Source organism: Paenibacillus sp. DMB20, from assembly GCF_000987955.1.
GTDB lineage: Bacteria > Bacillota > Bacilli > Paenibacillales > Paenibacillaceae > Paenibacillus_AQ.
The window spans coordinates 135,191-160,416 of sequence record NZ_LAZU01000053.1 but is presented as its reverse complement, the minus strand read 5'-3'; the positions used below and the strand labels follow the sequence as shown (position 1 = coordinate 160,416).

General features: G+C 52.8%; 25 protein-coding genes and 2 pseudogenes. 3 read left to right on the top strand and 24 right to left on the bottom strand.

The window, feature by feature from the left end:
- Positions 1–190: 190 nt before the first annotated feature.
- Positions 191–790, bottom strand: coding sequence for a TetR/AcrR family transcriptional regulator (locus tag XI25_RS28705; RefSeq protein WP_046681254.1), 600 nt, complete (start codon positions 788–790; stop codon positions 191–193).
- Between the two features lie 352 nt (positions 791–1,142).
- Between XI25_RS28705 and XI25_RS28700 the strand changes: the two genes are divergently transcribed.
- On the top strand, positions 1,143–2,309 hold the full coding sequence (locus tag XI25_RS28700) for a UDP-N-acetylglucosamine--LPS N-acetylglucosamine transferase (RefSeq protein WP_046681253.1): 1,167 nt from the start codon (positions 1,143–1,145) through the stop codon (positions 2,307–2,309).
- A gap of 456 nt (positions 2,310–2,765) precedes the next feature.
- Here the strand turns inward: XI25_RS28700 and XI25_RS28690 are convergent, their stop codons facing one another.
- The 4 genes and pseudogenes from XI25_RS28690 to thpR form a co-directional block, all read right to left on the bottom strand.
- Positions 2,766–3,449 (bottom strand): metal-dependent hydrolase, encoded by a 684-nt coding sequence (locus tag XI25_RS28690; RefSeq protein WP_046681251.1) that lies wholly within the window; start codon positions 3,447–3,449, stop codon positions 2,766–2,768.
- Between the two features lie 44 nt (positions 3,450–3,493).
- Positions 3,494–3,943 (bottom strand): annotated as a pseudogene (locus XI25_RS35570) (cell wall hydrolase); the annotation flags it as partial.
- A 17-nt stretch (positions 3,944–3,960) separates the two neighbouring features.
- Entirely contained in the window at positions 3,961–4,392 is a 432-nt protein-coding gene (locus XI25_RS35565; protein WP_235440487.1) for a hypothetical protein, read from the bottom strand.
- A 91-nt stretch (positions 4,393–4,483) separates the two neighbouring features.
- On the bottom strand, positions 4,484–5,062 hold the full coding sequence (gene thpR / locus XI25_RS28680; protein WP_046681250.1) for an RNA 2',3'-cyclic phosphodiesterase: 579 nt from the start codon (positions 5,060–5,062) through the stop codon (positions 4,484–4,486).
- Positions 5,063–5,390: 328 nt separating this feature from the next.
- On the opposite strand from thpR, the gene XI25_RS28675 reads away from it, so the two are divergent.
- Positions 5,391–6,344, top strand: a complete 954-nt coding sequence (locus XI25_RS28675; RefSeq protein WP_046681249.1) for a D-2-hydroxyacid dehydrogenase — start codon at positions 5,391–5,393, stop codon at positions 6,342–6,344.
- Between the two features lie 81 nt (positions 6,345–6,425).
- On the opposite strand, the gene XI25_RS28670 is transcribed toward XI25_RS28675, so the two are convergent.
- Both XI25_RS28670 and XI25_RS28665 read right to left on the bottom strand, forming a co-directional pair.
- Positions 6,426–7,397: a TRM11 family SAM-dependent methyltransferase gene (locus XI25_RS28670; protein ID WP_046681248.1), complete on the bottom strand. Its 972-nt coding sequence runs from the start codon at positions 7,395–7,397 to the stop codon at positions 6,426–6,428.
- Between the two features lie 100 nt (positions 7,398–7,497).
- Positions 7,498–8,913, bottom strand: coding sequence for a deoxyguanosinetriphosphate triphosphohydrolase family protein (locus XI25_RS28665; protein WP_046681460.1), 1,416 nt, complete (start codon positions 8,911–8,913; stop codon positions 7,498–7,500).
- Between the two features lie 595 nt (positions 8,914–9,508).
- On the opposite strand from XI25_RS28665, the gene XI25_RS28660 reads away from it, so the two are divergent.
- Entirely contained in the window at positions 9,509–14,518 is a 5,010-nt protein-coding gene (locus XI25_RS28660) for an alpha/beta hydrolase fold domain-containing protein (RefSeq protein WP_235440486.1), read from the top strand.
- A 120-nt stretch (positions 14,519–14,638) separates the two neighbouring features.
- On the opposite strand, the gene XI25_RS28655 is transcribed toward XI25_RS28660, so the two are convergent.
- The 17 genes and pseudogenes from XI25_RS28655 to XI25_RS28585 all read right to left on the bottom strand — a co-directional run bounded on the left by XI25_RS28655 (position 14,639) and on the right by XI25_RS28585 (position 25,172).
- The gene (locus XI25_RS28655; RefSeq protein ID WP_082112527.1) at positions 14,639–15,424 is read right to left on the bottom strand and encodes an N-acetylmuramoyl-L-alanine amidase; all 786 of its coding nucleotides are present in this window, start codon (positions 15,422–15,424) and stop codon (positions 14,639–14,641) included.
- The gene (locus XI25_RS28650) at positions 15,421–15,690 is read right to left on the bottom strand and encodes a phage holin family protein (protein WP_046681247.1); all 270 of its coding nucleotides are present in this window, start codon (positions 15,688–15,690) and stop codon (positions 15,421–15,423) included. Before XI25_RS28650 ends, XI25_RS28655 begins: the two co-directional genes overlap by 4 nt.
- A 35-nt stretch (positions 15,691–15,725) precedes the next feature.
- Positions 15,726–16,004 (bottom strand): hypothetical protein, encoded by a 279-nt coding sequence (locus XI25_RS28645; RefSeq protein ID WP_046681246.1) that lies wholly within the window; start codon positions 16,002–16,004, stop codon positions 15,726–15,728.
- A 79-nt stretch (positions 16,005–16,083) separates the two neighbouring features.
- On the bottom strand, positions 16,084–16,224 hold the full coding sequence (locus XI25_RS32625) for an XkdX family protein (RefSeq protein WP_082112526.1): 141 nt from the start codon (positions 16,222–16,224) through the stop codon (positions 16,084–16,086).
- Positions 16,224–16,598 (bottom strand): hypothetical protein, encoded by a 375-nt coding sequence (locus tag XI25_RS28640; protein ID WP_046681245.1) that lies wholly within the window; start codon positions 16,596–16,598, stop codon positions 16,224–16,226. Before XI25_RS28640 ends, XI25_RS32625 begins: the two co-directional genes overlap by 1 nt.
- A 15-nt stretch (positions 16,599–16,613) precedes the next feature.
- Positions 16,614–17,921: a pyocin knob domain-containing protein gene (locus XI25_RS33845; protein ID WP_046681244.1), complete on the bottom strand. Its 1,308-nt coding sequence runs from the start codon at positions 17,919–17,921 to the stop codon at positions 16,614–16,616.
- Position 17,922: 1 nt separating this feature from the next.
- Positions 17,923–18,488 (bottom strand): annotated as a pseudogene (locus XI25_RS28630) (YmfQ family protein).
- On the bottom strand, positions 18,481–19,635 hold the full coding sequence (locus XI25_RS28625; protein ID WP_046681243.1) for a baseplate J/gp47 family protein: 1,155 nt from the start codon (positions 19,633–19,635) through the stop codon (positions 18,481–18,483). Before XI25_RS28625 ends, XI25_RS28630 begins: the two are co-directional and overlap by 8 nt.
- Positions 19,635–20,096, bottom strand: a complete 462-nt coding sequence (locus tag XI25_RS28620; RefSeq protein ID WP_046681242.1) for a DUF2634 domain-containing protein — start codon at positions 20,094–20,096, stop codon at positions 19,635–19,637. Before XI25_RS28620 ends, XI25_RS28625 begins: the two co-directional genes overlap by 1 nt.
- Complete coding sequence (locus tag XI25_RS28615; protein ID WP_046681241.1) at positions 20,089–20,478, bottom strand: hypothetical protein; 390 nt, start codon at positions 20,476–20,478, stop codon at positions 20,089–20,091. Before XI25_RS28615 ends, XI25_RS28620 begins: the two co-directional genes overlap by 8 nt.
- A complete protein-coding gene (locus XI25_RS28610) occupies positions 20,471–21,448 on the bottom strand; it encodes an XkdQ/YqbQ family protein (protein ID WP_046681240.1) in 978 nt (325 codons plus the stop codon). The genes XI25_RS28615 and XI25_RS28610 overlap by 8 nt, the downstream gene beginning before the upstream one ends.
- Positions 21,445–22,089: a LysM peptidoglycan-binding domain-containing protein gene (locus XI25_RS28605; RefSeq protein ID WP_442950445.1), complete on the bottom strand. Its 645-nt coding sequence runs from the start codon at positions 22,087–22,089 to the stop codon at positions 21,445–21,447. Before XI25_RS28605 ends, XI25_RS28610 begins: the two co-directional genes overlap by 4 nt.
- Before the next feature lie 67 nt (positions 22,090–22,156).
- A complete protein-coding gene (locus XI25_RS28600) occupies positions 22,157–23,002 on the bottom strand; it encodes a hypothetical protein (RefSeq protein WP_046681238.1) in 846 nt (281 codons plus the stop codon).
- Positions 22,999–24,030, bottom strand: a complete 1,032-nt coding sequence (locus XI25_RS35560) for a hypothetical protein (RefSeq protein ID WP_052759787.1) — start codon at positions 24,028–24,030, stop codon at positions 22,999–23,001. Before XI25_RS35560 ends, XI25_RS28600 begins: the two co-directional genes overlap by 4 nt.
- Before the next feature lie 7 nt (positions 24,031–24,037).
- The gene (locus XI25_RS33840) at positions 24,038–24,181 is read right to left on the bottom strand and encodes a hypothetical protein (protein WP_200901494.1); all 144 of its coding nucleotides are present in this window, start codon (positions 24,179–24,181) and stop codon (positions 24,038–24,040) included.
- Positions 24,182–24,204: 23 nt separating this feature from the next.
- Positions 24,205–24,639 (bottom strand): phage tail assembly chaperone, encoded by a 435-nt coding sequence (locus tag XI25_RS28590; protein ID WP_046681237.1) that lies wholly within the window; start codon positions 24,637–24,639, stop codon positions 24,205–24,207.
- A gap of 125 nt (positions 24,640–24,764) precedes the next feature.
- A complete protein-coding gene (locus XI25_RS28585) occupies positions 24,765–25,172 on the bottom strand; it encodes a phage tail tube protein (protein WP_046681236.1) in 408 nt (135 codons plus the stop codon).
- Positions 25,173–25,226: the final 54 nt, after the last annotated feature.

Below are 25,226 nucleotides of genomic sequence, written 5' to 3'. Positions count from 1 at the left end.
TCATTTGGTCACTCAACTTCAAAAAAAAACGACATTGCCTCAGCCGGCCATCCGCAGACCTGAAAAAACCATCGCTTGGCCGGCTGTTATTACCCAAGAAGACAAGCCAGCCTAATTCTGCGTTTGGGGATCCGTTCCCGAACTCAGCTTCGTCTCCTTCATTCCCTTGTTTCCATGCCCGAATTGCGCCTTACTCCGATTGCATCCGTGCAGCCGGCGACTTGAGGCCTTCCTCCAAGAACAGCAGCATGTATTCTTTGATCTGTTCTTTTTGAAGCGGCTCGCGCAGGTTGTTGAAGTCCGCCGTCAGTACGGTGTAAAGCTTTAACATGACAAATGAAACCACCTGCGGATCACAAGGCTTGATCTCTCCGTTGCGGATTGCGTTTTCCACCACGCCCTGTATGTATCCGACGATCACGTTCTCCACCTTGGTCAGGCCATAATTTGCCTTCGGCGTTCCAAATTCCCGATACTCCTGGGAAAGCTTGATAAACAATGAATGTTCATCGCGGAATTCCAGAAGTGCATCCAGTACGCTGTACAGATTATCGAAAAAACTTCTATCGTCCCGAAGCGTATTCTCGACGATCCTTTTCATTTCCAAAATGACCGCATGCAAAATTTCGTCAAACAACTCTTCTTTATTGGTGAAGAACGTGTAAATGGTACCCTTCCCCACATTTGCAATCTTCGCCACCTGATCCATCGTCGTTGCTTTATAGCCGAACAACGCAAACGATTTTGCGGCAGCTTCCAGCACCTGCTTCCGACGGTCAATCGCTGGCATGCCTACCCCCTCCTTCGTCATTTCAAGCTCATGTCATTCCGTTATACTGACTAAAAAACATTTTCGGTCATTTGGTCAAAACCTACTTTATCAGAGTTTCATGTAATTTGCAATATGTTTTCATTAAAAATATAACTATTTTTTTTGCAGGGTTACTTTTCTGCCGGAACGTCTAATAAAATAGAGATAAGGGATCGGCCTTCGTGCTCTTTGATGAAAACAACGCCAAATATATTTGAAATGCTTCCCGTGTTCGCGCGTATATTATATCTGTACATGCTTTTTTTCGCGCCGCTCTTCAAATAATCGTTCCTGTTCTGTAAGATAGAGGGAGAAAGAAGTAGGTGAAATCATGCGAAAAACTAGAGTGCTCCTGTTTTCGGAGGGATTCGGCACCGGTCATACCCAAGCGGCGTACGCTTTGGCCGAGGGGCTCAAAAAGAAGAACCCCCATATCCAGTGCCGCGTCATTGAGCTCGGTAATTTTTTGAATCCCACCGTGGGTCCGCTAATCCTGTCGGCGTACCGCAAAACGGTCAGCGTCCGCCCACGTCTTGTAGGCATGTTGTACCGTTCACAATATAAAAAATCATTAAATAAGCTTACGCGTCTGGCGCTGCATCGGATCTTCTACGCGCAGGCCTCGCAGGTTATCAACCAGTTGAAGCCCGACGTGATCATATGCACCCACCCTTTTCCCAACGCGGTCGTGTCCCGTCTGAAACGGCAGGGTCTGAATGTGCCCCTGTATACGCTGATTACCGATTATGACGCGCATGGCACGTGGGTCAACCCCGAGGTTGACGAATATCTCGTTTCTACCCCTCAGGTCAAAAAACTCTTGATCCGTCGGGACATCTCTCCGGAATATATACACGTAACCGGTATTCCGGTGCATCCGAAGTTTTGGGATCAGGAGAGCAAGGAACAGCTCCGCGCCGAATTAAACCTAAGCGATATGCCGACCGTGCTTATTATGGGCGGGGGATGGGGACTGGTATTCGACAAGGACCTGCTCGGCAAGCTTGCCGCGAGAGCCAATAACATTCAGTTGGTATTCTGCATGGGGCAAAATGACAAACTCGTATCGAGCATGAAGGAAAATCCCATGTTCCGCCATTCCAACATTCATGTTTTGGGTTATCGCCAGGACATTCATAAGTTGATGGGCGCCTCCGACCTGCTCATCACCAAGCCGGGCGGCATGACATGCACGGAAGGGGCCGCCAAAGGCATTCCGATGCTGTTCTACGAGCCGATCCCCGGGCAGGAAGAGGAGAATTGCCACTTTTTCGTAAGCGAAGGTTTTGGCGAAATCTTGGACTCTCCGGCGATACTTGATAAATGGCTTGACCTTTTGTCGGATAATTACGAAACCGTTGCCTCATATAAGCGGGAGATCTTGCTTAAAAGGTCTCCGTACCTGGAGCCGGACAACTGCGCGATTCAGGTGCTGGGCATGCTGTCCCACCACGAGGATGGCGCGTATCCGGAGGCCGTTCAGCTGTTGGCCGACTAGAACTTATCCATTTCATAAAAACATCGTGGAGCATCTCACAGATAACAGGGGAAACACGAGCCGTTTCAGAAAACATTCTGAAGCGGCTCGCTTTGTTAATGCTTTTTCTTTCTTTGAAAAAGGCTCTTGAACCTACAGTTGCGTCAGGCTTTATGATCACCGCAACAAGCGACATCTCCAGTTTCAAGGATCCGGCCGATTTGCCCGAGGAAGAGCTGAAGGCCTTGCAGGAGAAGCCCCTCTCGCTTACAGTCCTGAAGAGGAAGCCTGGCTGCAGGCCACGGAGTATTATATCGAACAGGACGGGTTCAATCTTCCGGACGGTCATTCGGAATAAACTTAAGTTAAACGCCGTATGTAATGTTGCAAAAAAGGGGCCAGCCTAAGGATCTGCAGGCTGCCCCTTTTCTCTTTTGGAAACAATTGCTTCTATTAATATAGTTTACCGTTTTCGTTTCACAATTCGACGCTTTCCCCCGGCTTGAGCGGATATCCCTCTACCCCGGTCTGGCTCAGACGTTCGCAAAAGGCTCTTGGATCTTGTTTAATCACCGGAAAGGTATCGTAGTGGACCGGAATGATCTTCTTTGTCCGGATCCACTGGGCGGCAAGCAAAGCGTCGTCAGGCCCCATCGTGAAAGAATCGCCGATCGGCAGCGCCGCGCAATCAATCGAATTCATTTCCCCAATCAGCCGCATGTCCCCGAAGAGACTGGTATCGCCTGCATGATAGAGGGTTTTCCCGCCCATCGTAAGCAGTACCCCGGCCGGCTGTCCGGCATAGATCCAGGTATCCCCCGCAGAGATGGAAGATGAATGAAAAGCCTGCGTATACTTCACCTTAAATCCGTTAAATTCGCGGCTGCCGCCAATGTTTACGGCTTCGGACTTCACGCCCTGGCTTGCGCAGTAGTTGGCCAGCTCAAAAACGGCGATGACCGGACAGTCGTTCCGCTTCGCAATCGAAATGGTGTCCCCAAAATGATCGTCATGGGCATGGGTCAGGATGACCGCATCGACTTGGATATCCTCGGGAGCAATTCCGGAGCTCGCATTTCCGGACAAAAAAGGATCAATGATGACGGATGCCCCGTTATCCTCCACCAGCAAACATGAATGGCCGTAATACGTTATTTTCATAGATCGATACACACCTCCTGTTTATAGTTTACCCAAAACAGGGGTTACTTGTAAAAAGAATGGTTGCCGATCTTTTTGGCAAACGTCCTGGAATGGTGCACGGTAAGATCCTGAGCCAGCGTTAACGACAGAAAAAAGTACGTGTCGTCTTTGACGGCTTTATGTCCATGAAGCGCCGCATTTACAGCCCTGATCGTTTCTTTGCTTGGTTGAACGCGACGAATACGCCCGTTGGCTACCGGACTAAACTGGTGTTTTTGATAAATGACATCTTTGATCGTATCGGGAAAATTGGCTGACCGCAGCCGGTTTAAGACAACATTGGCAACTGCCACCTTGCCTTCGTACGGTTCGCCTTCCGCTTCTGCCATGACGATTTTCTGGAGCAGAAGCAGCTCTTCAGCCGACAAAGCGTATTCCCAGGTCGCCTGCGCTTTTTGATCCTGAGTCAGCAGCTTTGTTCTCGTGAAGAATAATGTTGTGGGGGGTTGTAGGCTCTTGGCCCGTGGCTTTAATACAGTTGTCCCCTTAGGTTTTTTAGGCTTCTTGGGCCTTGCCTTGTCTGCAGCACCGGATTTCGCCGCAGATTTGGGCTTGCCCTCGGAAGTTCCGATTTTGCGCCGGCCGTAAAGTCGCTCCCTTTTATGCCGGGCACCGGAAAGGACAAACTCGCCTCTTGCTCTATGGGTTTCCATTTATGGAATTGATTTGAAGAAAATAAAACCGGAAATCCCCTATCCTTGTTATCAAACGTTACTTTTCCCGTTACATTCGTACCCGCTCCGGGAGCGGACTCCGCCGCCGTCTCTGCCGCAGGAAGAGGTTTTTTCCCTTCATTGGCATTTGTCTGCATTCCGAGCAGGTTTATTAAAGACAAGCTCACAAAGAGGGCCCCGACAAGCAGAGCCACCCAGCGATTTTGCCGTAAAATTGCGATACCCATATTCTTCCTCCTATACGTCGGCACATTCCTATTTTATGTAACCAGAAATTCAGGAGATGAAAACATGGTCCATCTTTAAGAGCGATAATTCTCAATTTCCAAGCTTGATTTGTTCCTGAATTTCGTACATAGGGCTTGCATGCATATTCGTCCGGTAAAGCACGATCGAGTCCGCTTTCCAGCTGACGGATTCCGGTCCTTTGCGGAGCAAGCCGTCTGAAATGTGACCTTCGGTAAATTTTCTTGCGGCTGTTATGTGCGGCCTGTAGGGCCTGTCCTCCGGGGGGAAGCCCAAAGGCGACATAGCAGCCGTTATGCGCTTATACAAACCGTGAAGTTTTTCCAGCTCGCCGTCAATGCCCGTCCATAAGATTCGCGGTGCGGACGGCTGTCCGAACACGCCGGCTCCGTGCAGCGTTAACTCCAAGGCCGATTGGCCGGCTGCGGCACGACGAAGCGCAGCAATGACGGATTCCACTCGCCCGGCCTCCGTATCCCCGAGAAACTGAAGCGTAATATGATAATCCTGAGGGTGTACCCATTTTCGGAAGGACATCTGCTTCTTCAGCCCGTCTGTCCAGCTGGAGATCGCGCCCCTTGCCTCTTCGGACAGAGGTACGGCAGTAAATAAACGCATAACCGGTTCCGTTTCGGTTGCATTCACCAGCATAACCTTCTTCCTTTTTCGATTGGATTTCATACCTTCAGTTTGCACAAAACTCGCACTAAGTTTAACATGATACCATAAAATCAGAAAAAGTGAATGCAATAAATTTCCAATTCTCTTTTTGCTGTCTGAAATCGATCAGTGGAGGCCTCTATTTTTCGTTCGGGTCAAACGGTTGTTTCCTGCCGCCTGAAAAATCGAATAAACCTGATCTGCCGCGGCTTTCGCTTGCTTTTGAGAAGCTCTGCCGAATGCGGATTCGACCAAGATTTGATATGATAGCCATAATGTTTGGTACTTTTTTCAAAACTATCGGAGGAGGATTCCTGCCATGCCAAATATCGTTGCCCTGCACGAACTTTCCGAGGAACAGATCCATAGAATCAAGGATGCCGCCCCGGATTATGATTTCATCATGGGAAAATACAAGGAGCTCCCTCCAGGCACGGTCGCCCAAGCCGACATTCTCCTCGGATGGACCGGTGCAGCGGCCGACGAAGCCCTTCAAGAGGACAGCCGGGTCCGCTGGATTCAGGTATGGTCCGCCGGAGTCGACCGTATGCCGCTCGGGAAGCTCCGCGAACGCGGCATACGGCTGACCAACGCGAGCGGGGTGCACAGCATCCCGATATCGGAGCATATTTTTGCCATGATGCTGGCATATACGCGAAATCTCCACCATGCGGTCCGTAACCAATCGAAAGGCAGTTGGGATAAATCCGGCACCTTTTCCGAATTGTCCGGCAAAACGGCGGTCATTGCGGGCGTGGGCCAAATCGGCAGCGCGGCGGCCAAGGTGGCGAAGGTCTTCGGGATGACCACCGTAGGGGTCCGAAGATCGGGAAGGCCCGACCCTCATATCGATCGAATGTACGCCACGGACGAGCTTGATCAAGCTTTGGCCGAGGGCGATTTCGTGATCAACATCCTGCCGCTCACCGCGGAGACGAAAGGATTGTTTAATGCCGGACGCTTTGCGGCCATGAAGGACAATGCCTTTTTCGTCAATGTGGGGCGCGGACCCACCGTGGATACGAACGCATTGGTTGCCGCATTGAAATCCGGCAAGCTTGCCGGAGCCGGACTGGATGTGTTTGAGAAAGAGCCGCTGCCGGAAGACCATCCGCTGTGGGGCTTGGATAACGTCATCCTAACGCCGCATACGGCCGGCGACACGGTTCATTATACCGAACGCGTGCTGGACATTTTCTTGGATAACCTGAAGGCTTACCGCGAAGGGAAATCCCTCCCCCGCAACGTGATTGATTATGAGCGTTCCTATTGATGGGATCGCAATACTCTGAGCGGCAGCACGTTAAAAGCCTGCGGAGCTTTAAGCACCGCAGGCTTTTTTTCATGCCATATGCTATTGACACAGCCATATGTCGCGGACGAAGCTGCCCTTGCGGGTGGTCACCATGTCAATCACGTTCCAACCCGCTGCCGGCAGAAACTCCCAAAGCGGCTCCGTGCTGACGATCACCGCCCGGTCAGCCATCCTTCTCAGGCTGGACAACATCCGCCGCTTCTCTTCCGGCGGAAACACGGAGCAAACGTTATAAGGGAGGTCCAGCACCGCCGCGTCGAAATGCCCGGACAGGTCATTCATGTCCCCCAGACTGACAATCTTGTCGGAATGCCCGTAATGCCTCAGGTTCGCTCTTGCGCCCCTGACGGCCAGCGGATTGATATCGCATCCTCGTATGTCCATCCCCATGGACAGCGCCTCGATCAGAACATTTCCCATGCCGCAGCACGGATCTATCTGCGTCCCGGCCGTTTCCGGGGCCGATATATTGACCAGCGCCCGCGCTACCCTTGAGCTAAGTCCCGTCGAATAGTTTTGCGGCTTCCGCTTATGGGCAAGCCACGCGCGCTCCGGCTCTTCAAGCCTGCCAAACGTCCACGCGCCATCCGCCAGCATCAGCCCGAACTTGACATCGGGGGATTTCATTTCGGCTTTTCCGCGGATGCTGCCGCCCACAAGCCGTTCCAGGCTCCGCTGCTCCTCATAGCTTAACGGTTCCCCGGCCTTTAAGCAGACGACTTTGAACGTGGATTCTCCAAGCGAAATTCCGGCCGCGTAACAGGCGATTTCCTCTGCCGTCCTTCCTGTCCATAACACGTCCATCCTGGCAGAGACAAACGGGCTGCGATCGGGATCCACTAAGCGGTCGCTGCAGACCCAATCGCTGCCTGCCTGCGGAACCTGCTTCAGGAGTTCCGTCAATTCCAGCCGGCACAGCTCCCGCTCGGATTCGTGGCTGGCAAACGTGTAGATAAACTTGCAGGCAACTGCATCCAGCGGGTGCGCTGCGTTGATTACATCTTCTGGCATGTCATCATTTCTTTCCTTTCCACATAGAACATCCCCTTTTCACGGCTAGAACGAAATCATAGCTGCTAAGTCATGGTAACTTCATTCAGGCCATAACCGCCTAATCCAAATCATAAATCGAGCCAACCTTCAACCCGTACAATTCGTTATAAATCTTCTCGGCGAAGGCATCGGTCATCCCGGCGATATAATCGATGACCATGTGCTCCCAGGTCCAAATCGGGTCCGGCCGCTTCTGATCGGCCTCGTAACGGTTCAGCCAGTCGGACGGGATGATCGCTTTCGAGGCAACCGGATCCAAAAACGCGTCCCACAGCCGTTTGATGATCCACTCGCTCCGTTTTTGCAAGCGCTGGACGCGCAGGTCGCGGATCATGGTTACCCAGGCGAAGCTTTTCAGCACGCTTACCGTCCGCAGCATGTCCTCGTCCTCTTGGCCCTCTTTGACGAAGGTAACCTTTTTCCAGCCTCCCTCCTTGATGACGCCGAGGCTGCCCACGAACAGACTGACCCAGTAAGCCTTGACCTCCCGCCGGGTGCGGGAATAATCGTTTTCGCATACCGGCATTTTTTCGTTCCAGATGCGCAGAAAGGAATCCAGTACCTGCTCCACTTTAGGCCCGATCCTATCCCGTGTCCACCCTTTCCAGAACTCATCTTCGAGCGTCATGATTTTGTCCACGATCAGCCGGTTCAGATGGCCATCGCGGAGAAAGTGCTCGTGGACCTCGATTTTGCCGGCCTTGATGCCATCCTCCAGGTCGTGGGCGGAGTAGGCGATATCGTCGCACAAGTCCATCAGTTGGGCCTCCAGCGTTCTCTTGCCGTCGGGAATTCCCCATTCGCTGCGAATATGCGAAATATACGACCATTCATGCCGGTACATGCCTTTCGGGTTATCCAATCCGGAGTACGGGTATTTGTTGATGCCCAGCAGGACCGCATCCGACAGGTTCAGCCCGTTGACATCCTCCCTCTTCTCCAGAAACATCATCAACCGGAAGTTGTGGGCGTTCCCTTCAAAATGCTCATATTTGCGCCGCATCGCCTGCTTGACCTGGAGCGCCTGCTCCGGCGTCGGCACATGGGGACGCTTCAGCAGTTCCTCCTTTGTCTTTTGGTCGATCAACCGTTCCAGAATCCCCTGAAGCACCTCTTCCCCTTTGTGGCCGAAGGGAGGATGGCCGAAATCATGCGCGATCGCTGCGCATTCCACGACCTCCGAATCGATAATAAGCCCGGCATTGTCCGCCGACTCCGGCAGCACCTCCGGATAGGCTCGGCCCAGACTCCGCGCCGCTTCTCGGGCAATTTGGGCAACCTCGAGCGAATGCGTGAGCCGCGTGCGGTAATAGTCCCCGGTGCCTGCTCCGAATACCTGCGATTTTCCCTGCAGGCGCCGAAACGTCGGGGAATGGATCAGGCGGGAATAATCCCGCTCGTAGACCGCCCTCGTAGCGTCCTGTTTCGTTTTTTCCGGATATTGGCGGTGTTCTCTAAGCTCCTTTAGTTTCATTTCCATATGCTCCAACTCCTGTTTATCTCAGTCTATATATGTGAATTAACCTTCCTGCGCGAGGAAGATAAATTACGATATACATGTGCGGTAAGTTTCAATCTTGTTTAGATTATATGACATACTCCGCCGGAATGAAAAAAAGATATAGGCACAACCCCAAAAAACAACCAAATTTCTCTGCGATATACACAAGACCGATGATGCTTAACTCTGCTACGTTTTGAGTAAGCGCTATCATTTCATGCGCAATTTCAAGAAAAGGGGGCATGCTTCGATCGCAATTATCTCATTTTCAGGAGGGATATAAGTTTTGAAAAGGAGTGTATGATGTAAAAAATTCAATAGAATCATGTCCAAGCGACCTTCTTCTCCTTGACGCATCTTCACCCCTAAGTTTGCATATCTGTTTGAGCCTGACCTCCCGCCATTCAGTGCAGCAGGCGCTCACCGGAAGAAGCGCGCATTAGGCATTTTGCAAGGAACGCGGGCAAAAAACGAGCGCCCCTACCATCCTCATGAAAACCATACCGTATGCCGGGAACTGCAACCTTCCCGGAGCTTTCCACAAATCTGACGAAAGCGGGGATGAATATTGAAAAAGCTGTGGATAAAGACGATCAGCTTAACACTTTGCCTGCTGATGCCATTCGGCGCTGTCGGTCCATTAGGGCCTATACAGGCAGAACCAGACGTGCAATTTCAGCAGGCTGAATCTGCCGCGCCGCTTCACGAGGGCGGACTTATGAGCAGCTTACCGGGGATGTCCGAAATTCCAGCCGCCGCTTCTTCGAAGGACGAAATCCCAGCCATCGCCTCTCGAGAAAATGAAAAGTCCCTGGCACCCCCCCTCCCGGAACCGGAAGGTCCAGAGATCGGGTTCTTCTCCGATAACTTTGATTCCGAGGCTTACGGTGCCACCGGGGGAATCGTCGTGCCGCTGCCCTGGATCCAGACCGGCGAAGGAGGCAGCAAAGCCAAGACCTCCGTTTCAAGCAGCGCGCCCTCCGCGCCCAATCTCATGAAAATCGATGTGACGGACTCGGTTTATTTGCCGGTGAATACGACCGGTTACGGAAACATCAAAGTAAGCTACTATATCAGAGCCTCATCCTATGTGAGCGGCAGCATCGTGGTCGATTGGTCTCCCGACGGCGGCGCCACCTGGAACGTGCTTGAGGAATTCAAGCTCCCTCCGGGAACGGCCGAAGCACCGCGAAGCGAACCGAACACCCTTAAAACCTGGACGCTGCCCTCCGATGCGAACAGCAATCCGAACGTGAGGATCCGCTTTCGGGTCGGCGATCCCATGAACGGCAACATGTATATCGACAGCTTTTCGTTAGCCGGCCAGGCCATACCGGGCATCCCGCCTGCCGAAAACCCCGTGCCGGTACCGACGCCAACGGAACCTGAGCCTTTTGCTGTCCCTGAAGGCGTTACCCTTTACGAAGATGTGCTGATCGGCAAAGCGGGCGACCGTGATCTGTATACGTCCATCGCCGTCCCGAGCACCCCGCCGTCAAAGCCCATGCCCGTCATGATTTACATCCATGGCGGAGGATGGAATAAAGGGGGCCGCAAGAACGCCTTGGGCAGCATATGCAATTACGTGCTGAAGCGGGGTTATATCGGCGTCTCCTTAAGCTACCGCTTGACGCCCGAAGCGCCTTATCCGGCCCAGATCCAGGACGTGAAGCTGGCGATCCGCTACCTTCGCGCCCATGCCGCCCGGTATCATATCGATCCGAGCCGCATCGGCGTGTGGGGAACCTCGGCGGGCGGGCATCTCGCTTCCCTGCTCGGAACGACAGGGGATCTGACGATGGAGGACACCGTCACCCTGGATACCGGGGATACCGTGAATTTACCGGATATCGAGGGAATCGGAGGTTGGCCGGAATATTCCACCAAAGTGCAAGCGGTCGTCGATTGGTACGGCCCCGCCGATTTTACGACGGATTTTGCCGACCGCTACAGTTCCGTGACCAAGCTGCTGGGCGGACATAACGCCAAGTCCGTTCCCGTTCAGGCCAGGCTCGCGATGCCGGGAACGTATGCTTCGACGGATGATCCGCCGTTCTGGATTCGCCACGGAGACGCGGACGCCGTCATCCCCTATACCGACAGCGTTACTTTTGCCGACCAGCTGACGGCCGCAGGAGTGCCGGTCGTGGACTTTCAGATCGTGCCCGGTCAAGGACACGGTTTTACGGGAGAGGCCAAATCCATCGCCGAAACGCAGGCTTGGGCTTTTATGGAACAGCATGTGAAGAACCTGGAGGTCAAGACGCCGATCCTGTACAAAGACAAATACAAGCCGACGGACCCAACTGGAATCCCGGTCGAGATCGGCAGCCTGGAGTCGAGCGACGACGCGTTGATCGACAGCACAAAGCCTGACACGAACATGAATTCCGCCAGCGGCTCCAGCACCGGGCTGTTTAACGTTTCGTCGGGAACCTCAAGCAAAAAGTACGTTTATTTCAAGTTTGACGCGTCTTCGCTGAGCGACCCTTCCTATCAGTATGAATTTCAAGTCTCAGCCAAAAAAGGCTCCAGCAATACACCCGTCACCCTCTCCGTGTACGGTATTCAGGATTACGCCTGGACAGAGTCTTCATTAACCTGGAACAACGCGCCCGTTAAAAGTTTGGCGGAGGCCGAGTTCCTCGGCTCCTTTACGGTTGAAGCCAACAACGGAGGCCGGCCTGACCTCTACAGCGTCGATGTAACGGATTACGTGAGAAGAAACTTGTCCCGGGAAAAATCCACTTTTATTCTGGGGGATGCAGGCAGCGCGGGGATCAGCGTCAATGTGTATTCCAAAGAAGCAAACGGAACAAGCAATCCGAGACCGAAGCTTATCGTCAAACAAATCGTCGATTCAAACGAGGATCGGACCCCTCCCTCCTGGCCTGAAGGAAGCCGGCTGTCGCTGACAGGCATCGACGAGGATCACGTCCGCTTGGCTTGGCCGAAAGCGGAAGATAATCAAAAGGTTGCCAAGTACCGGCTGTACCAAAACGATGCTCTTGTCGCCGACATCAGCGACGGGTCCACCGGTTATGAAGCGAAAAGTCTTGCTCCGAAGACGCAGTATCGCTACAAAGTGGAGGCGGTTGACGCAGCCGGCAACATCAGCGCAGCTCCGCTGGCTTTGACGGTATCCACCCTGTCCGGTCCGCTTACGCCGCTGCCTGTGAAATCGGTAAGCGCAAGCGGAAGCGACGGCAACATCGAAGATTACACCCTGGATAACAATCTGTACACACGCTGGTCTTCCGCCGGCGAGGGACCCTGGATTCAATACGATTTGGGGGAACCGGTGGACATCGGCTACGCGGGCATCGCTTTTTACAAAGGCAATGCAAGGTCCGCTACCATCGATATCGAGACGTCGGACGACGGGCTCGCCTGGACTCCCCGGTTCAACGGAACCAGCAGCGGCAAAACCACGGCCATGCAGGCCTTTGATATACCCGACGTGAAGGCCCGCTATTTGAGAATCATCGGCCGCGGCAATTCGGACGGCAGCCTATATACAAGCCTGACCGAGGTTCACGTCTATCCTCCTTTCGAAGGCGGAGAGACTCCGGTGGCCGTGATCCCGGATTTTGTGCCCAAACCGCCGGATGGCACGGAGCCTTTTACCGAGCCCGGCTTGAAAAATGCCGACGGCAGCGACCATCTCGTTCATCAGCCCCATGGCGTCAACGGAAGAACCTTGAATGTGGTGGACTATGGAGCGGATCCGGCGGATAACGATACCGACGACCGTAAAGCCATCCAAAGGGCGATCGACGAGGCGGAGCCCGGGGACGAAGTGTATTTTCCAAACGGCGTTTATAACTTGAACAGCGCGCCGGACGGATTGACGAACCTGACGTTAAAATCGGAGGTCAATCTCCGGGGAGAGAGTCGAGGCGGCTCCATATTGAAGACCTCGCTGAACAAGGTTAGAAACAGTTCCATGATCAAATCCGCCAAACAGCATGACCTTGTCATTTCGAACCTGACGCTGACCTCGGCCTGGGAAGGCAAATATTCCACCGATCACAAGGTCAACAATCCGGACGGCGGCGGTCCCGACATGATGATTACGACAGCCAACTATGGCGAGGCTCCGTCGTACAATATCACCATTGACGGGGTTATCATCGAAAAATTCAGCCGGATGGGCATCCGGATCGAGAACAGCCATGATATCGTCGTGCGGAATACGACCTTTCGCAATGCGACCGACGTGGGACCCGGAGGCGCCGGCTACGGCGTGTCCATTCAAGGCATCCCCAAAGTGGACCGCAACGGCTTTGCCAACGATACCCGGTGGAACCTGGTCGAGAATTCCAGCTTTGAGGGGCCTTATCTGCGGCATGGCACGCTTATTCAATTCGTTGCCCATAATAACGTGATCCGGAACAATCAATTCCGGAACGTGAGGCTGGACGCCATCGATCTTCACGGGGAACTGGAATACCTTAACGAAATCCACGGCAACCGGATCGAAGACATGCCTTACGGTGCTGGCATCGGGCTCGGCAATACCGGCGGGACCGCGCCAAGCAACCACAGCAAATCCGGACCGAAAAATTACATTCACGACAACACGATCCGCAATACACGGGAAGGTATTACCGTGTCGATGGGAACGCCGGATACGATCATCGAACATAATCTTATCGAGAATACGTCGGACATCCCGGATGCCGCAGGGATCAACATTTTAAACGGCCCGGGTACGGTGATCCGGAACAATACCATCCAAAACAACCTTGCCGAGCGGTACTGGGGAATTCTTCTGGAGTATGATCAAGGCGATGAAAAGGCCGGCGGCATCGGAGCGGGCGAACCCCGCGACGTCCATATTTTGAACAATATCATCACGGGAAACAGCAACGGAATTCACCTTGAGTCCGGCAAAGAGATCAAGCTGGATGGGAATGTGTTGGATAACCAAGGGGTTAATTTCAAGGCTTCCCCTGACGTTACCTATTCGGGGATCATCACAAGCATCCAGTACAGCTTAACCGGACCCACCAACCAGGATGTATACGCCACCCTTGTCTCGGACAGCAAGTTTACCGTGACCAACAACGGCGGGTCCCCGACCCGCAGGTTTACGGAGAACGGCAACTTCACCTTCGAATATGTGGATGAGGCGGGCCATAAAGGCTCCATGACCGCTGTCGTGAATACGATCGACAAAACGGCTCCGGTCCTGAAGGTGAAACTGACACCGTCCGTTCTTAAGGCGCCGAATCGCAAGCTGGTCGATATCCGCGCTGTTTTTGACGCCGCGGATGAAGGGTCCGGGGTGGCTTCCATTCGGCTCATCTCCATTGCCATACAGGAAAAAAACAAGCCTGGTCATCGCAGTAACTCCCCTGAAGAACACCAAGGGGATGATAACGAAATGGATCAAGGCAAAGGCAAGGCCGGACCGGATATCCAGGACGCGGAGTTTGGAACCCCCGACGACCATTTCCGCTTGCGCGCGGAAAAATCGAAGCGAGGAAAAGGACGGATCTACACCGTTACCTATGTCATCACGGACCACGCCGGCAATCTATCCGAAACGGTTAGCACGGTGACCGTCCCTTAACAAAACAAAGTTGGCTCCTTCCGTTGCTAATGAACGGCGGGAGCCACCTTTGTTTCGGGGATCTTTCGAATCGGATGGGTTTCGCAGGCAAGAGCGGCATCAGCCATGTTCCGGAGCGGATCATTCTGCTTTATCCGTTGCTCCCGTTGTCTTTTCCAATTTCGTTGCCATGAGCTTGGAAAAATGGTCCTGCAGCCGGCTGACCAATACAGCCGCCTCCTCTCGGGTGATCGACGCGCCAGGGCGTTTTCCGTCAAAAAAACCGTTTTTCACCGCATTTTCCCAAGCTGCGGCCGCCCAGGGACTCACCTTGTCAATATCGCGAACCGGGTCGTTTCCTGGCTCTCCGGAGTCTTTTCGCTTGAGGCCCAAATGCTTGGCAATGCCGGAAGCATGGCCGTCCGCCAAGGCGTCGATCACTTTGGATTGCTTTAACAAGTTCGCATCGGCTGCGACATCGATAAACAGATTTTCGGTCAGGACGGCAGGCATTCGGCTCTCTCGGACCATGTGCAGATTTTTGGCTTTTTTTCCTCTGTCCGTGACCCCGAACGGTTTTAGGGCCGCCATGATTTCGGCATGGAGGACGTTCTGCAAAGCCGAGGACGCGGGTTGTGCAGTACTATAGCGATAGGATTCGAAGCCTCCGGAACCTCCTCCCGCGTTGCAGTGGATGGACACCAAAACGTCGGCCCCGGCACGGTTGGCCGCATTCGTCCGGTCCGCCAGTTCCACGAACACATCCGTGGATCGGGACAGTTGCACCTGCACATCTTCATAGCCGGCTTCCAGACGCGTTTTGACGCCCAGCGACAAGGCCAGCGCGATGTTCTTCTCCAGCAGCCCGTTGGCTGCCGCACCGGAGTCCTTGCCGCCATGCCCTGCGTCAATCCATACCTTTTTCATTTTTCATCAGCTCCCTTTATCGCTTGTTTGACCGCCTGATGACCGAATACGGCAAATGCGCCGGCCAATATGCCTTGTATTAAGGATTCTATGCTCCAACCCAGCAATCCCGACGTCAAGACTACCGCCAAAACAACGACGACGTACACGATGCTCCAATCCGGTATTTTAGGGGTATTTTTCAAAATGTAACCGACGACCCAACATGCAGCGACAACCGCCAGCAGCCGCGGATCGATCAGTTCAAAAATCATCTTCCATTCCATAGGTCATTCCTCCTCTTGCGATCCTATACCTTATCTTATTCTTCCAGTCTATCGAGCCGCTTGTGCGCTTGCTTAGACGACTCTTCCAGCCTCGTAATTCTTTCAGACAACCCATCCATCCGCTGGCCTTGCAGCCGGAGATCCACCTGGATGTTATCAATGCCCCGCTTGATGTATGACACATCCGTATGCAGCGAAGCATCCGCTCCGGCCTCTTGGGCAACTTCCTGTTTAAACGCCCTCGCCCCGCCCATCCAGCCCAGCACAATCCCACTGACAGCAGCCAATAAAGCGATGACGGCAGTGATGTCCATCCTTTTTCCCTCCTGTCTAAAATTGAAAAATAAAGCCCCAGGGATCCCCAGGGCATAAAAAAAAACGCCTTCCGGCGAACTATGCTGAATATTCAACGTTTGTGATTTTCTTGTATTCTTCTAATGTAATCATTTTTGCGGTGACAAAGGTCTTCAAGCTGTCATTGTTATATAGAGGATGTTGGTTGTCGTAGTAGCGCTTGATGATCGTATACCACATTACTCTGCACCTCCTTTCAGGGCAGCCAGTTCGAGTAACAGTGTCCCCACGGTTTCCTCCAGGGATGCTATTGTCGCCTTATCGTTCGCACTCTCCAGTAAAAGGGTTCCGATCGTTGTGTTCATTTCATCAATCTGAATATCTTTATTTACCTTTCTAAATTGATCACTTATATCATCTCCATATTCGTCCGGGAAGGTGTCACCCTGCTCCAGTTCCAAATCAGTGTTCACAACGACTATTTTTGCTTCGTTTATATCTACGCCCATTACCGATGAATCCCTACCGTAGGCGTAATCCTCTCCTATTTCTATTACATCCCGGACCACCCCTGCGACCTGGGATTTCCTATCTACCACGTATGTTGTAGCCACATCATCAACCTCCTTTTATGTTCCTGCTGGTTGCGCACCCTCGAAGATCCTACCACCACTATCTGTATATTTCAACGTGGTGGCCGACATTGAGTTGTAGGAGACGTACATAGTAGCCTCGCTCGTACTATAACCAACGGTATTGTTGTTCCCGGCGTTCCCCCTACAAACAACTGATGCACCGTTGGTCGCTGTGACTGCCGTACTGCAACCCACAAAGACGCCGAATACAATGGAGGCAAAACCACCAGCCACTATTATCCCCTGACCACCCCCGACCTTCACGATGTCGAACATGTAGGTGTAATTACCGTTATCCTGAACTTCCAACCTAGCACTCCCTTCGAGCCTAAAGACGGCAAGGGTAAATCTACAGTTATTATTTACGATCCTGATGGGGCGGGAGAAGGTTGGTCCGTCCGGGTACTGCGCATTGGTCTGACCCTTAATGCTGATCACCCCACCAGCAAAACCAGTAAGCTCTGGTTCACTAGTGTCGTAATGGTCCGGGGCGATGGATATGGTCCGGGGACCCGCATTAAATTTCGGTATAGCCTCCACTGCCGCCGCGACTGTTGGGTATTGGCTGGGTACGTGGTAAGTTATATGATTGGGGTCATCACTCACCGAGGCATTGCCGATTTGCGTCCATGCACTCCAAGCGCCATTGGTTTGTGTCCGTCTAAACGTCCTATGCGCGGCATTAAAGTCATAGGCGATTTGGGTCGTCCACTGCCCCGGATTATTGCTATGGGAGATCACCTGAACGAAGAACCACCCAGTCTCGCCTTTTGGGGCATTGGACATCTGTAATCCATCGTAAAACCCCGTGTTGACGATAGAATTCAAGTTCTGACTAGAGATGTTGAAGGCAGTGCGGACACCGCCATTAACGCTATTCCACCCAACCAGAGCCGAATTTTGCTTGGTATAATTCTCTGCATAAGTTTTCGCATTCGTCTCCGCAGCATTCGCCTTCGCCTGCGCACCCGCTGGAGTCTCTGCCGCATCTGCCTTCGACTGTGCCGCTGCCGCTGCCGTTACGCCCGCGCTGCCTCGGTCATATGCCTCTTTTACCGCTTTCGGCGTTGCAGCCACATTTTCTGCAGTGCTGTCCGTTGCATTAGACAATTGTACTTTCCCCTTGGTGGTAAGGGATGCATCCGGGATGTTTACATTCCCCAAGTCCTCTCTAACTTGCCCTACAGCCTCGTCAATCTTGTCCCAGTTGTCGTTCAGCATCGTTTCAATATTAAAGGTCTCATTACCGTCGACCATCGGATCTTTTTTCAGCAATCCCAAATTTGGTGTATTACTGGACAATTTAAGCACCTCCTGCAAATTTGTCTAGTGGAGTCTGTCCCATCTCATGGATGGTCATCACATCATGAATATCTCGAATGAGCAAATAGTTAAACGCATACTTTACCGCCAGATGCGCCGGTTTAATCTCCTCAATCGCCGCCTTTAAATCCTCCAGATTGGGCGGAATCCCCAAAGTATCGATAAACTTGACGGTAAAGCTCCATTCCTCCGGTTGAAAAGAGACGTCAACGGTTCCGCCGTCGTAGGCCTCGGCGACATTCTTGACGAGACGTCCCGTAAAGGTCCCCGCACCACGCAGCTTCGACTCCAGCACGGCCCGCCGCTGCTCAATCGGCTTGGTCCGGTCCGTGGGAATGTCGAGCTCGGCTTCCCATTGGTCCAACCCCCAGGTGGCCGTACGGACAAAGACTGGTCTGCGGCCGCATTCAGCGCCTGATAAAGGGCATCCAGCTCGCTGCCCTTGGCGTCCATATCCGCTTGCATCACGCGCGAAGTTTCATAATAGGCGGGAAGATAAGAAAACAGCTCGCGGCCCCGCAAGCTGTTTATTCTCACGTTATTCACTGACGCTCACCGTCCCCAGCACCGCTACCTGGCCAGAGCCGATTTCGATGTTTGCCTGCTCCGTATTGCCGTTAATCGCCAAATCGGTGTAATCCACAATAATCGGGATATCCAGCAGAACAGCGGCGATCCTCGTGTATCGCACCAGAGGATCCTTCCGGTTAAAAGCGATCTGCTTCAGATAGGTACGAACGCCATCCTCGATTAGCTGGCGGATCTCATCCAGCGTTGAAGGTTTCTCCTGCGTACGCTGGACCTTCACCGAGATATTGATTTTCACTTCCTCGGCGGGCATCACGGTAATGACCGGTCCGGCCGGAGCCATTCCCTCTCCTTGACCATCTTGGGTAGGGTCGATATACTTTTGAACGGCATCGACGATATCCTTGCTGGCGGCACGCTTGTCCGTATCGATCACATACAGCCCTACCGTGCCCGGCCCCTTCCATAAAGGGACCACCTCGACTCCGCCGACGCCGGCGATTTCATTCGCCCACTGCATATACTGTGCTTTGTTGCCGCTGGTGCCTTGACTGCGGACTTTGGCATAAAATCGTTCCAGCAGCGACGGGTCCGTTTCGATATCCGCACCGCTCTTTGTCGGTTCCGGATTCGTAACCGAAGTTATGCCGCTAATGGAGGTCATCATCACCTGAATGACGCCTGCAGGCACGTTTCCTCTTTTACCTGGAGTCACCGCCCGGATTGGCGCAGCACCGGTACCCGTATCAGACATCGTAATTTCGGCAGTTGTTACATATTCCACGGAAGATTCCCCGGAAATTTCATCTGCCGGCGTAGCCACATACGTTCCCGCTGGGACGACCGTACCCGGTTTCCCCGTAAACAAGACACTGCCGGACGAGGCAACCGCCTCACGTCTGGCAATGCCGTGTTCCGCTGCTCTCAAATCCAGCTCAGGAGAACGATACGCTTCATTGTCGCTGGCAGCCGTGCCGGCGAACCCGCGCCGCAGCAGTTCCTGCGCCCAAAGGGCCGCTTCGGACAGCATAAACGCCACCGGCGCCTGGGCATCCCAAATAAAAGAACCCTCGGATTTGTCGATGTCCGAAGGCACTTTATCCAGCATGCGGCTCATGATATTTTCTTCCGTTTGATCCTGCAAATAGAACGGCAAATCTGCCATCACACCACCACCTCACTTTCTATGATTTCCGTTTCATCCCGTGTGTTCGCAATGCGGCAGCTGAAGCGGCAAGTTTCTCCCTCCCAGGAGAAAACGAATTGATCCACGCTCTCCGTGCGCGTATCCGTCAAAAGCGTTTCGGTAACCATCCGCCGAATCTCGCTTTCCTGCAAATCATGATCGTAGTCCATGCCGATCAGATCCTCCAACTCGCTGCCGTAATCCCGTGAATAAATAAGATGGCGGTAACGCGGCGTACGGATGGCTTTTTCGCACCAGATCACCCAAGCCTCCCTTTCATCCGCTGACATGATTTTGTGGGTCGGGGACATCACAAACTCGCCGGCTTCAAAATCATATCGCCAGCTCCTGCCAAAGATGGCTCCGCTCTCCTCGATGGCCTCCGGCTCCGTGACCTCGGTCCAGTTCATGTCATCATTTTCAGGGAACAGATTAGCCATGACCGTTCACCACCTTGCATACCACCACCACGTCATTACCGCCGTTGACGCGGACCGCCAGTACGCGGTCTCCCGGTTTCAAGCCTTTTCCCGGCTCCAGTCGGGCATCTTCAACCTCGGATTCATCAAAATGAAACGATGTGTTCACCTGTCTGCCCTCCCATTCCATGCTTCCCTTAACATCGTGAAGGGGAAGAGTGAGCAAACCGGGGAGCTCCGCGACCATATAATCCTGAAACTCATGTTTGAAATCATCCAGCTTCAGACCGGTCGACGTTACGGTACCCAGTACCGCTCCTACCCCGCCCAAAGCTTGACGCGTTTGCTTGTTGAACGAGGCATACAGAGAAGACGCCAATTGTCCATAGGGGTCCTTATTCAAGGTAAAACCTCCTTTTAACATCGTCATATGTCCCCAGCTCCAGCGACATGCTTCCCGGATGGCCGAGCTCCCGGCTGACCGAGATGACAAGCAGCTTCATCGTGCCCAGCATGACGGCGTCCCCGGCACGGATCGTGTTGATATCCGGAGCATTCAGGGAAATCGTCTCTTGGATGCCCCTCAGAGCGCTTTTGGCAAGCTCCTTCGCTGCCGCCTTGGATTTTGCTTCATCGTCTTGGATGATTTTCTGCAGCTGACCATATTTCTCGATGTCCTTTTCCTCAATGGCCAGCACTTTGGAAGGGACCTCTTTTCCCGTCTCGCTTGCCGTTGTCGTTAACACCTTAACCTTGGTGGCCGCTCCCTCGAGCGTGCGCGATTGCGTCGTATCCGTAAACGATTCGAGCACGTACACCTCTTTATTGGAACCAAGCTCGTACAGCTCAAGTCCTGAGGCGATCATCCGCGGATGGTACAGCTTTCCGCCGGCCTTGGCCGTCTCCCTCAGATCGGCAAACATGCTGGCATAAATCGACTGCGTCCGGTATACGGCTCGCCCAAGTTCTTTCTTCGTATCCGGCAAAACGGCTATTTTCAAATTCCAGTCCGCCGCATATTTTCGAATCCGCTGCGAAGCGGTCTGTTTGGCCGGAAATAAATACTCATCCTCCGACTTATCCAGATACACCGTGCGATCGTACAGCGTGAGCGTCATCCGTTTGATCCCGTTATTCGAGGTTTCCGCTTCCCATACGACCGCCGGGTGAAGGAGAGGAACGTAATCTTTTTTACCGTAAGGAATACCGCTGATCCGGATCGCCATCCCCGGCTGGATCGGCGGCATATCCGGTGTCACCACCAGGTTGACCGTTCCCTGATAGGCGATCTGCTCCAGCGAATCCCGCAGGTTGATGGCTTCCACCAAAGGGGACAAATCATACCGATCCTGCAAAATCACTTTATAACTCATGACAGCACCAGCTTCTGTCCGGGCTTGATCGCGTTAGGATTTTTGCCGATCGCCTTCTGGTTCAGCTTGTAAATCTGGTTCCATTTGGAGCTGTCCCCCAGTTCCAGCTTAGCGATTTTGGAGAGCGAATCCCCTGGTTTGACGACATAAGTCTTGTTCTTTTCCTTCATATCCATGCGAATTTTTTTATTGGTGAATGCTCCGGCGGATCCTTTTTTGCCCCCTGCCGTTTTCGCAACCTTCATTTCCCTCCAGGAACGGAGAGTGATGTCAAAATACACATCCCCAAGTTCACCGCCGCGGAAGGTCGTTTGATGCGAGGATACGAATACGGGTACATTAACCGCCGACTGCGTAATAATAAACCGCAATGGGGTTTTGGACACCAAAAAATCATTGAGCGCGTTCATGGCGGTTTGCGGGTTGGGCAGCCTGTCTTTCCTTACTTTGCAGTAGGATTCATCATACTCTTTGGGAAAAAAAGACGAAAAAGATATCTCCTTAATCTTGTCTCCCTGCGGAAAATCGAATTCTCCGTACGACAGGATCGTGGAGGTGTCATACCCCTTTTGCCGCGAGATGGTGATCTCTTCCGGATTAACCGGAAAGGTAAATCGTTTGCCCTTGCCGTTGATCAACATAAATTTCACTTCCGCCCCTCCTTTCTTTTCGGATGGCCTTGATTCTGCCAGACCTTTTGCAAAAAAATTACATAGGAGCCTTCGCTGGCGGCTTCCGGTTCTGCGTCGCTTTGTTGAATTCGGTCCTCAGCCGCTGTCCGATTTGCAGAATCAGCCCTTCCACATTCACCGGATGTTCCTCGCGAACGGTAACCTGTACCGCGCCCGGCGGAAGATTGTAGTTCATCGTCGTCTCCGTCTTGAAGTCCTTTAATCCGGCCGACAAAGATGTCATCTGCTCCGGACTGATCTGAACCATCTGCGGCGTCGTTTTCCCTCCTGACGCTGCTCCACTCGCCGCATCTTGGATCCGAGGCCCTGCATTTAACGCCGGAATCTGGCCATATGGCATGGTCGGGGTTAGCGGTCCTGCAAAAGGCATCGGGGCAAAGCCGTATGGAAAAGCACCCGGCATGAGAGGAGCCGACAATGCAGGAGAAGTCGGACTTGCAACAGCAGGCGCCTTGGGCGGTGCCGAAGGTTCCGCCATGATGGCCGGTTTGTCCGCGATATCCTTTTCCGGTTCCTTCTTTTTGCCGAAGGAGAAGAAATCCGTGACTTTCGACCACTTATCTCCAATGAAGTCGCCCACTTTGGAAGACACTTCTCCTAAGAATTTCCCGGCATCCGAGGCGATCGCCCCTGCCTTCTCCCCAAGCCAACTACCGGCGGCACCTCCGAGTGCTGAACCTACATAGGTTCCCGCCCCTGGAATGACCGATCCAAAAAAGCCGCCAATCGCCGTACCTATACCCCCTCCGACGGTCGAGCCAATGGCTTTGGCGCGCTCTTTTCCGGGCGCTGCCGTAGCAATCGAGGCCGCATCGGATAGAAAGCTTAATGGGCCTAAGAGCTTCTTGCCAAGCCCTTTCATAAAGCCGGAGGCTTTCCTATTTTGCCAATTCCTTTAGGCGCGCTTTCAGCTACGCTTTTTTCAAGCTCTTTTGGCGCACTGGCTATGGCTGCGTTTTTTTCTGGCACTTTTGGCGTGCTGGTTATTGCTGTGTTTGTTTCGGGTGCTTTTGGCGTACTGGCGGCTATCCCGCTGCTGCTTTTGTCAAGCTTTTTAGCTGCGCTGTCAGTTGTAGCCGAATTGCTTTTGCCAGTATCTTTAGAGTGGTTTGAGAGCGCATCATCTTTGTTCTTACCACCAAACAATTTTCCGAAATCTTGAAATCCCCCTATAAGATCGCTGCCTGCCGAGCCAACGGTCTCCACTAAACCACCAAGCTTACCAAGGGTTTTCCTGAATCTCCCTTTCTTTTTGCCTGGTTTCCCCTTATCTTTCGATGATTCATTACCCGGCACATCTAAACCCAAGCCTGAGGAGAAATTTTTACAGCAGCAGCATTTTTCCTCAGACTTTCCTAGGAAAGTATCTTTCATTTCTTGAAATTTATCGGGGATTTCCATTACATTTTTTACGCCGCCGCCGATTGATTTTGCGGCCCCGAATCCGTCTTTGATTTTATCCCAGATAGATTTCGGCTTATCTTCCTTGGGCTGTCCCCCAAGCTTCAATGATCCGAGCTTATCTGTCATACTCGTCAAAGCTGCCGTATTCGCCTGAAGCTCCCCAGTCAACGAGGAAAAGTCAGGAAATGATGGAGCGCCGGAATTTCCGCCCGTAGTCGCTGTCTGCTTAACATTCAAATTCACGTTTGCAGACGCTTGAATCACCTGGGATTTTACCCGGTTGATTTTATCAAGCAGGGCATCGAGTCCCTTCGAAGCGCTGTCCTTCAGCACGATTTCAGGCGCCATGCGGGTTCTCCCGATCTTGTAGACGCGTCCCTGAATTCGTTCAAAATAACGCTCCATCGCCCGCAGCTCCCGGTTCGCCTTGATCGCGTTTTTCGGGTCAATGACGAGATTCATGCGGTAATTTATCATTTCTGCCACTATAGATTCACCCCCCGTTCATTTCGATCTGGCCCGCCATGCTGTCCATTTCCATTTCGGAAAAAGCCAGCAGCAGCAGGCGTTCTCCACGCGGCAGACGCCAAAACTCTCCGGGACGAAGGTGATGCCGGACCCACAGATGATACAGCATCGTCGTCATTCCCCCGGAGCCGATCAGTTTTTTAGGTCGGCAATTTCAACTCCGAAGCCGGACAGCTCCAGCACTTTATCGCCGACGGCATCCAGCTCTCCCGCCAGCAGCATGCGGCGCACGGCCTGCTCCCCGCCCGACAGTTTCAAACGGCTCGTGATCCGCGGATCGCCCCAACCGTTCAAGGTCAGTCCCTTAACGGAAAGGCTGCCCGTCGCTTCCGAAATGAGGAGCGCGTTAAACGTTTCGGTGTCCACCTTTTCATCCACGGAGCCTTTTACCGTCCGGCGAACCGTGCAGCGCTCGCGGATGCTGTCGACTTTGCTTGAGGTCAGGCCGTGAAGAACGATCTGCATGTCCAAACGCTTAATTCGCACGGTTTCCTCCGGCAGTTTCTCGGCCGCCTCAAACAGACTGTCCAAAATTTGCTCTTCGCTTAAATTTTCCTGTAAGCTCATATATCGATCTCTCCTTTATTTACAAAATGAATCGCTAAAATGTAAGCGTACATCGGAGCAGCGCAAAATCCCCACAGCCGTGGGGATTTATCATGCTAGCTCCTTTATGATGGATAAAGCCGTGCTTAATCCGCAGTAATCGGATCCAGAAGCTCATAGCCCTCAAAGGTAAAAGCCGTTTCTTCCTGTACTTCTTCTCCGGCCGTCCAGTTGGCCAGCTGGATTTTGTCGGGCATGCAGCGGATAAGGCGAACACGCTCATGGCCGTAAGATTCAGGATCATCCAGCTTGGAGATGATATCGAATTTCGTGAAGCCGCGGGAAATCATATCGGAAGTCACCTTATAGCCGCTCATGGTACCCGTTCCTTTTTTGCTTCCGCTTTTGTGCACCGTCCAGTCATGTCCAACGAGCTTGAGCTCGCGCTTTTCCATTTCCACGCTGGCTTCCAGCTTGTTAATATGCGTCTGCCACACCCCGTCGATATACGCCTGGCCGTACGTTCCCAGAATGACTCTTGAAGCATCCATCATGTTTTGTTCCTCCTATAATTTGGTTTTAAATGCAAAAACAACCCTTTAATCAAA

What these genes read in the sequence shown, in the direction of transcription:
- thpR (WP_046681250.1), bottom strand. Translation starts at nt 5,062, where the DNA reads ATGCTGGTGAATGCAACCGAAACGGAACCGGTTATGCGTTTATTTACT.
- XI25_RS28675 (WP_046681249.1), top strand. Translation starts at nt 5,391, where the DNA reads ATGCCAAATATCGTTGCCCTGCACGAACTTTCCGAGGAACAGATCCAT.
- XI25_RS28600 (WP_046681238.1), bottom strand. Translation starts at nt 23,002, where the DNA reads ATGAAAGGGCTTGGCAAGAAGCTCTTAGGCCCATTAAGCTTTCTATCC.
- XI25_RS33840 (WP_200901494.1), bottom strand. Translation starts at nt 24,181, where the DNA reads ATGCTGTATCATCTGTGGGTCCGGCATCACCTTCGTCCCGGAGAGTTT.
- XI25_RS28585 (WP_046681236.1), bottom strand. Translation starts at nt 25,172, where the DNA reads ATGATGGATGCTTCAAGAGTCATTCTGGGAACGTACGGCCAGGCGTAT.
- XI25_RS35565 (WP_235440487.1), bottom strand. Translation starts at nt 4,392, where the DNA reads ATGGGTATCGCAATTTTACGGCAAAATCGCTGGGTGGCTCTGCTTGTC.
- XI25_RS28650 (WP_046681247.1), bottom strand. Translation starts at nt 15,690, where the DNA reads ATGGAATGGAAGATGATTTTTGAACTGATCGATCCGCGGCTGCTGGCG.
- XI25_RS28605 (WP_442950445.1), bottom strand. Translation starts at nt 22,089, where the DNA reads ATGTTGATCAACGGCAAGGGCAAACGATTTACCTTTCCGGTTAATCCG.
- XI25_RS28665 (WP_046681460.1), bottom strand. Translation starts at nt 8,913, where the DNA reads ATGAAACTAAAGGAGCTTAGAGAACACCGCCAATATCCGGAAAAAACG.
- XI25_RS28670 (WP_046681248.1), bottom strand. Translation starts at nt 7,397, where the DNA reads ATGCCAGAAGATGTAATCAACGCAGCGCACCCGCTGGATGCAGTTGCC.
- XI25_RS28590 (WP_046681237.1), bottom strand. Translation starts at nt 24,639, where the DNA reads ATGAGCTTACAGGAAAATTTAAGCGAAGAGCAAATTTTGGACAGTCTG.
- XI25_RS28705 (WP_046681254.1), bottom strand. Translation starts at nt 790, where the DNA reads ATGCCAGCGATTGACCGTCGGAAGCAGGTGCTGGAAGCTGCCGCAAAA.
- XI25_RS32625 (WP_082112526.1), bottom strand. Translation starts at nt 16,224, where the DNA reads ATGTGGTATACGATCATCAAGCGCTACTACGACAACCAACATCCTCTA.
- XI25_RS28700 (WP_046681253.1), top strand. Translation starts at nt 1,143, where the DNA reads ATGCGAAAAACTAGAGTGCTCCTGTTTTCGGAGGGATTCGGCACCGGT.
- XI25_RS28625 (WP_046681243.1), bottom strand. Translation starts at nt 19,635, where the DNA reads ATGGCAGATTTGCCGTTCTATTTGCAGGATCAAACGGAAGAAAATATC.
- XI25_RS28655 (WP_082112527.1), bottom strand. Translation starts at nt 15,424, where the DNA reads ATGAAAAAGGTATGGATTGACGCAGGGCATGGCGGCAAGGACTCCGGT.
- XI25_RS28610 (WP_046681240.1), bottom strand. Translation starts at nt 21,448, where the DNA reads ATGAGTTATAAAGTGATTTTGCAGGATCGGTATGATTTGTCCCCTTTG.
- XI25_RS28620 (WP_046681242.1), bottom strand. Translation starts at nt 20,096, where the DNA reads ATGGCTAATCTGTTCCCTGAAAATGATGACATGAACTGGACCGAGGTC.
- XI25_RS28645 (WP_046681246.1), bottom strand. Translation starts at nt 16,004, where the DNA reads ATGGACATCACTGCCGTCATCGCTTTATTGGCTGCTGTCAGTGGGATT.
- XI25_RS28690 (WP_046681251.1), bottom strand. Translation starts at nt 3,449, where the DNA reads ATGAAAATAACGTATTACGGCCATTCATGTTTGCTGGTGGAGGATAAC.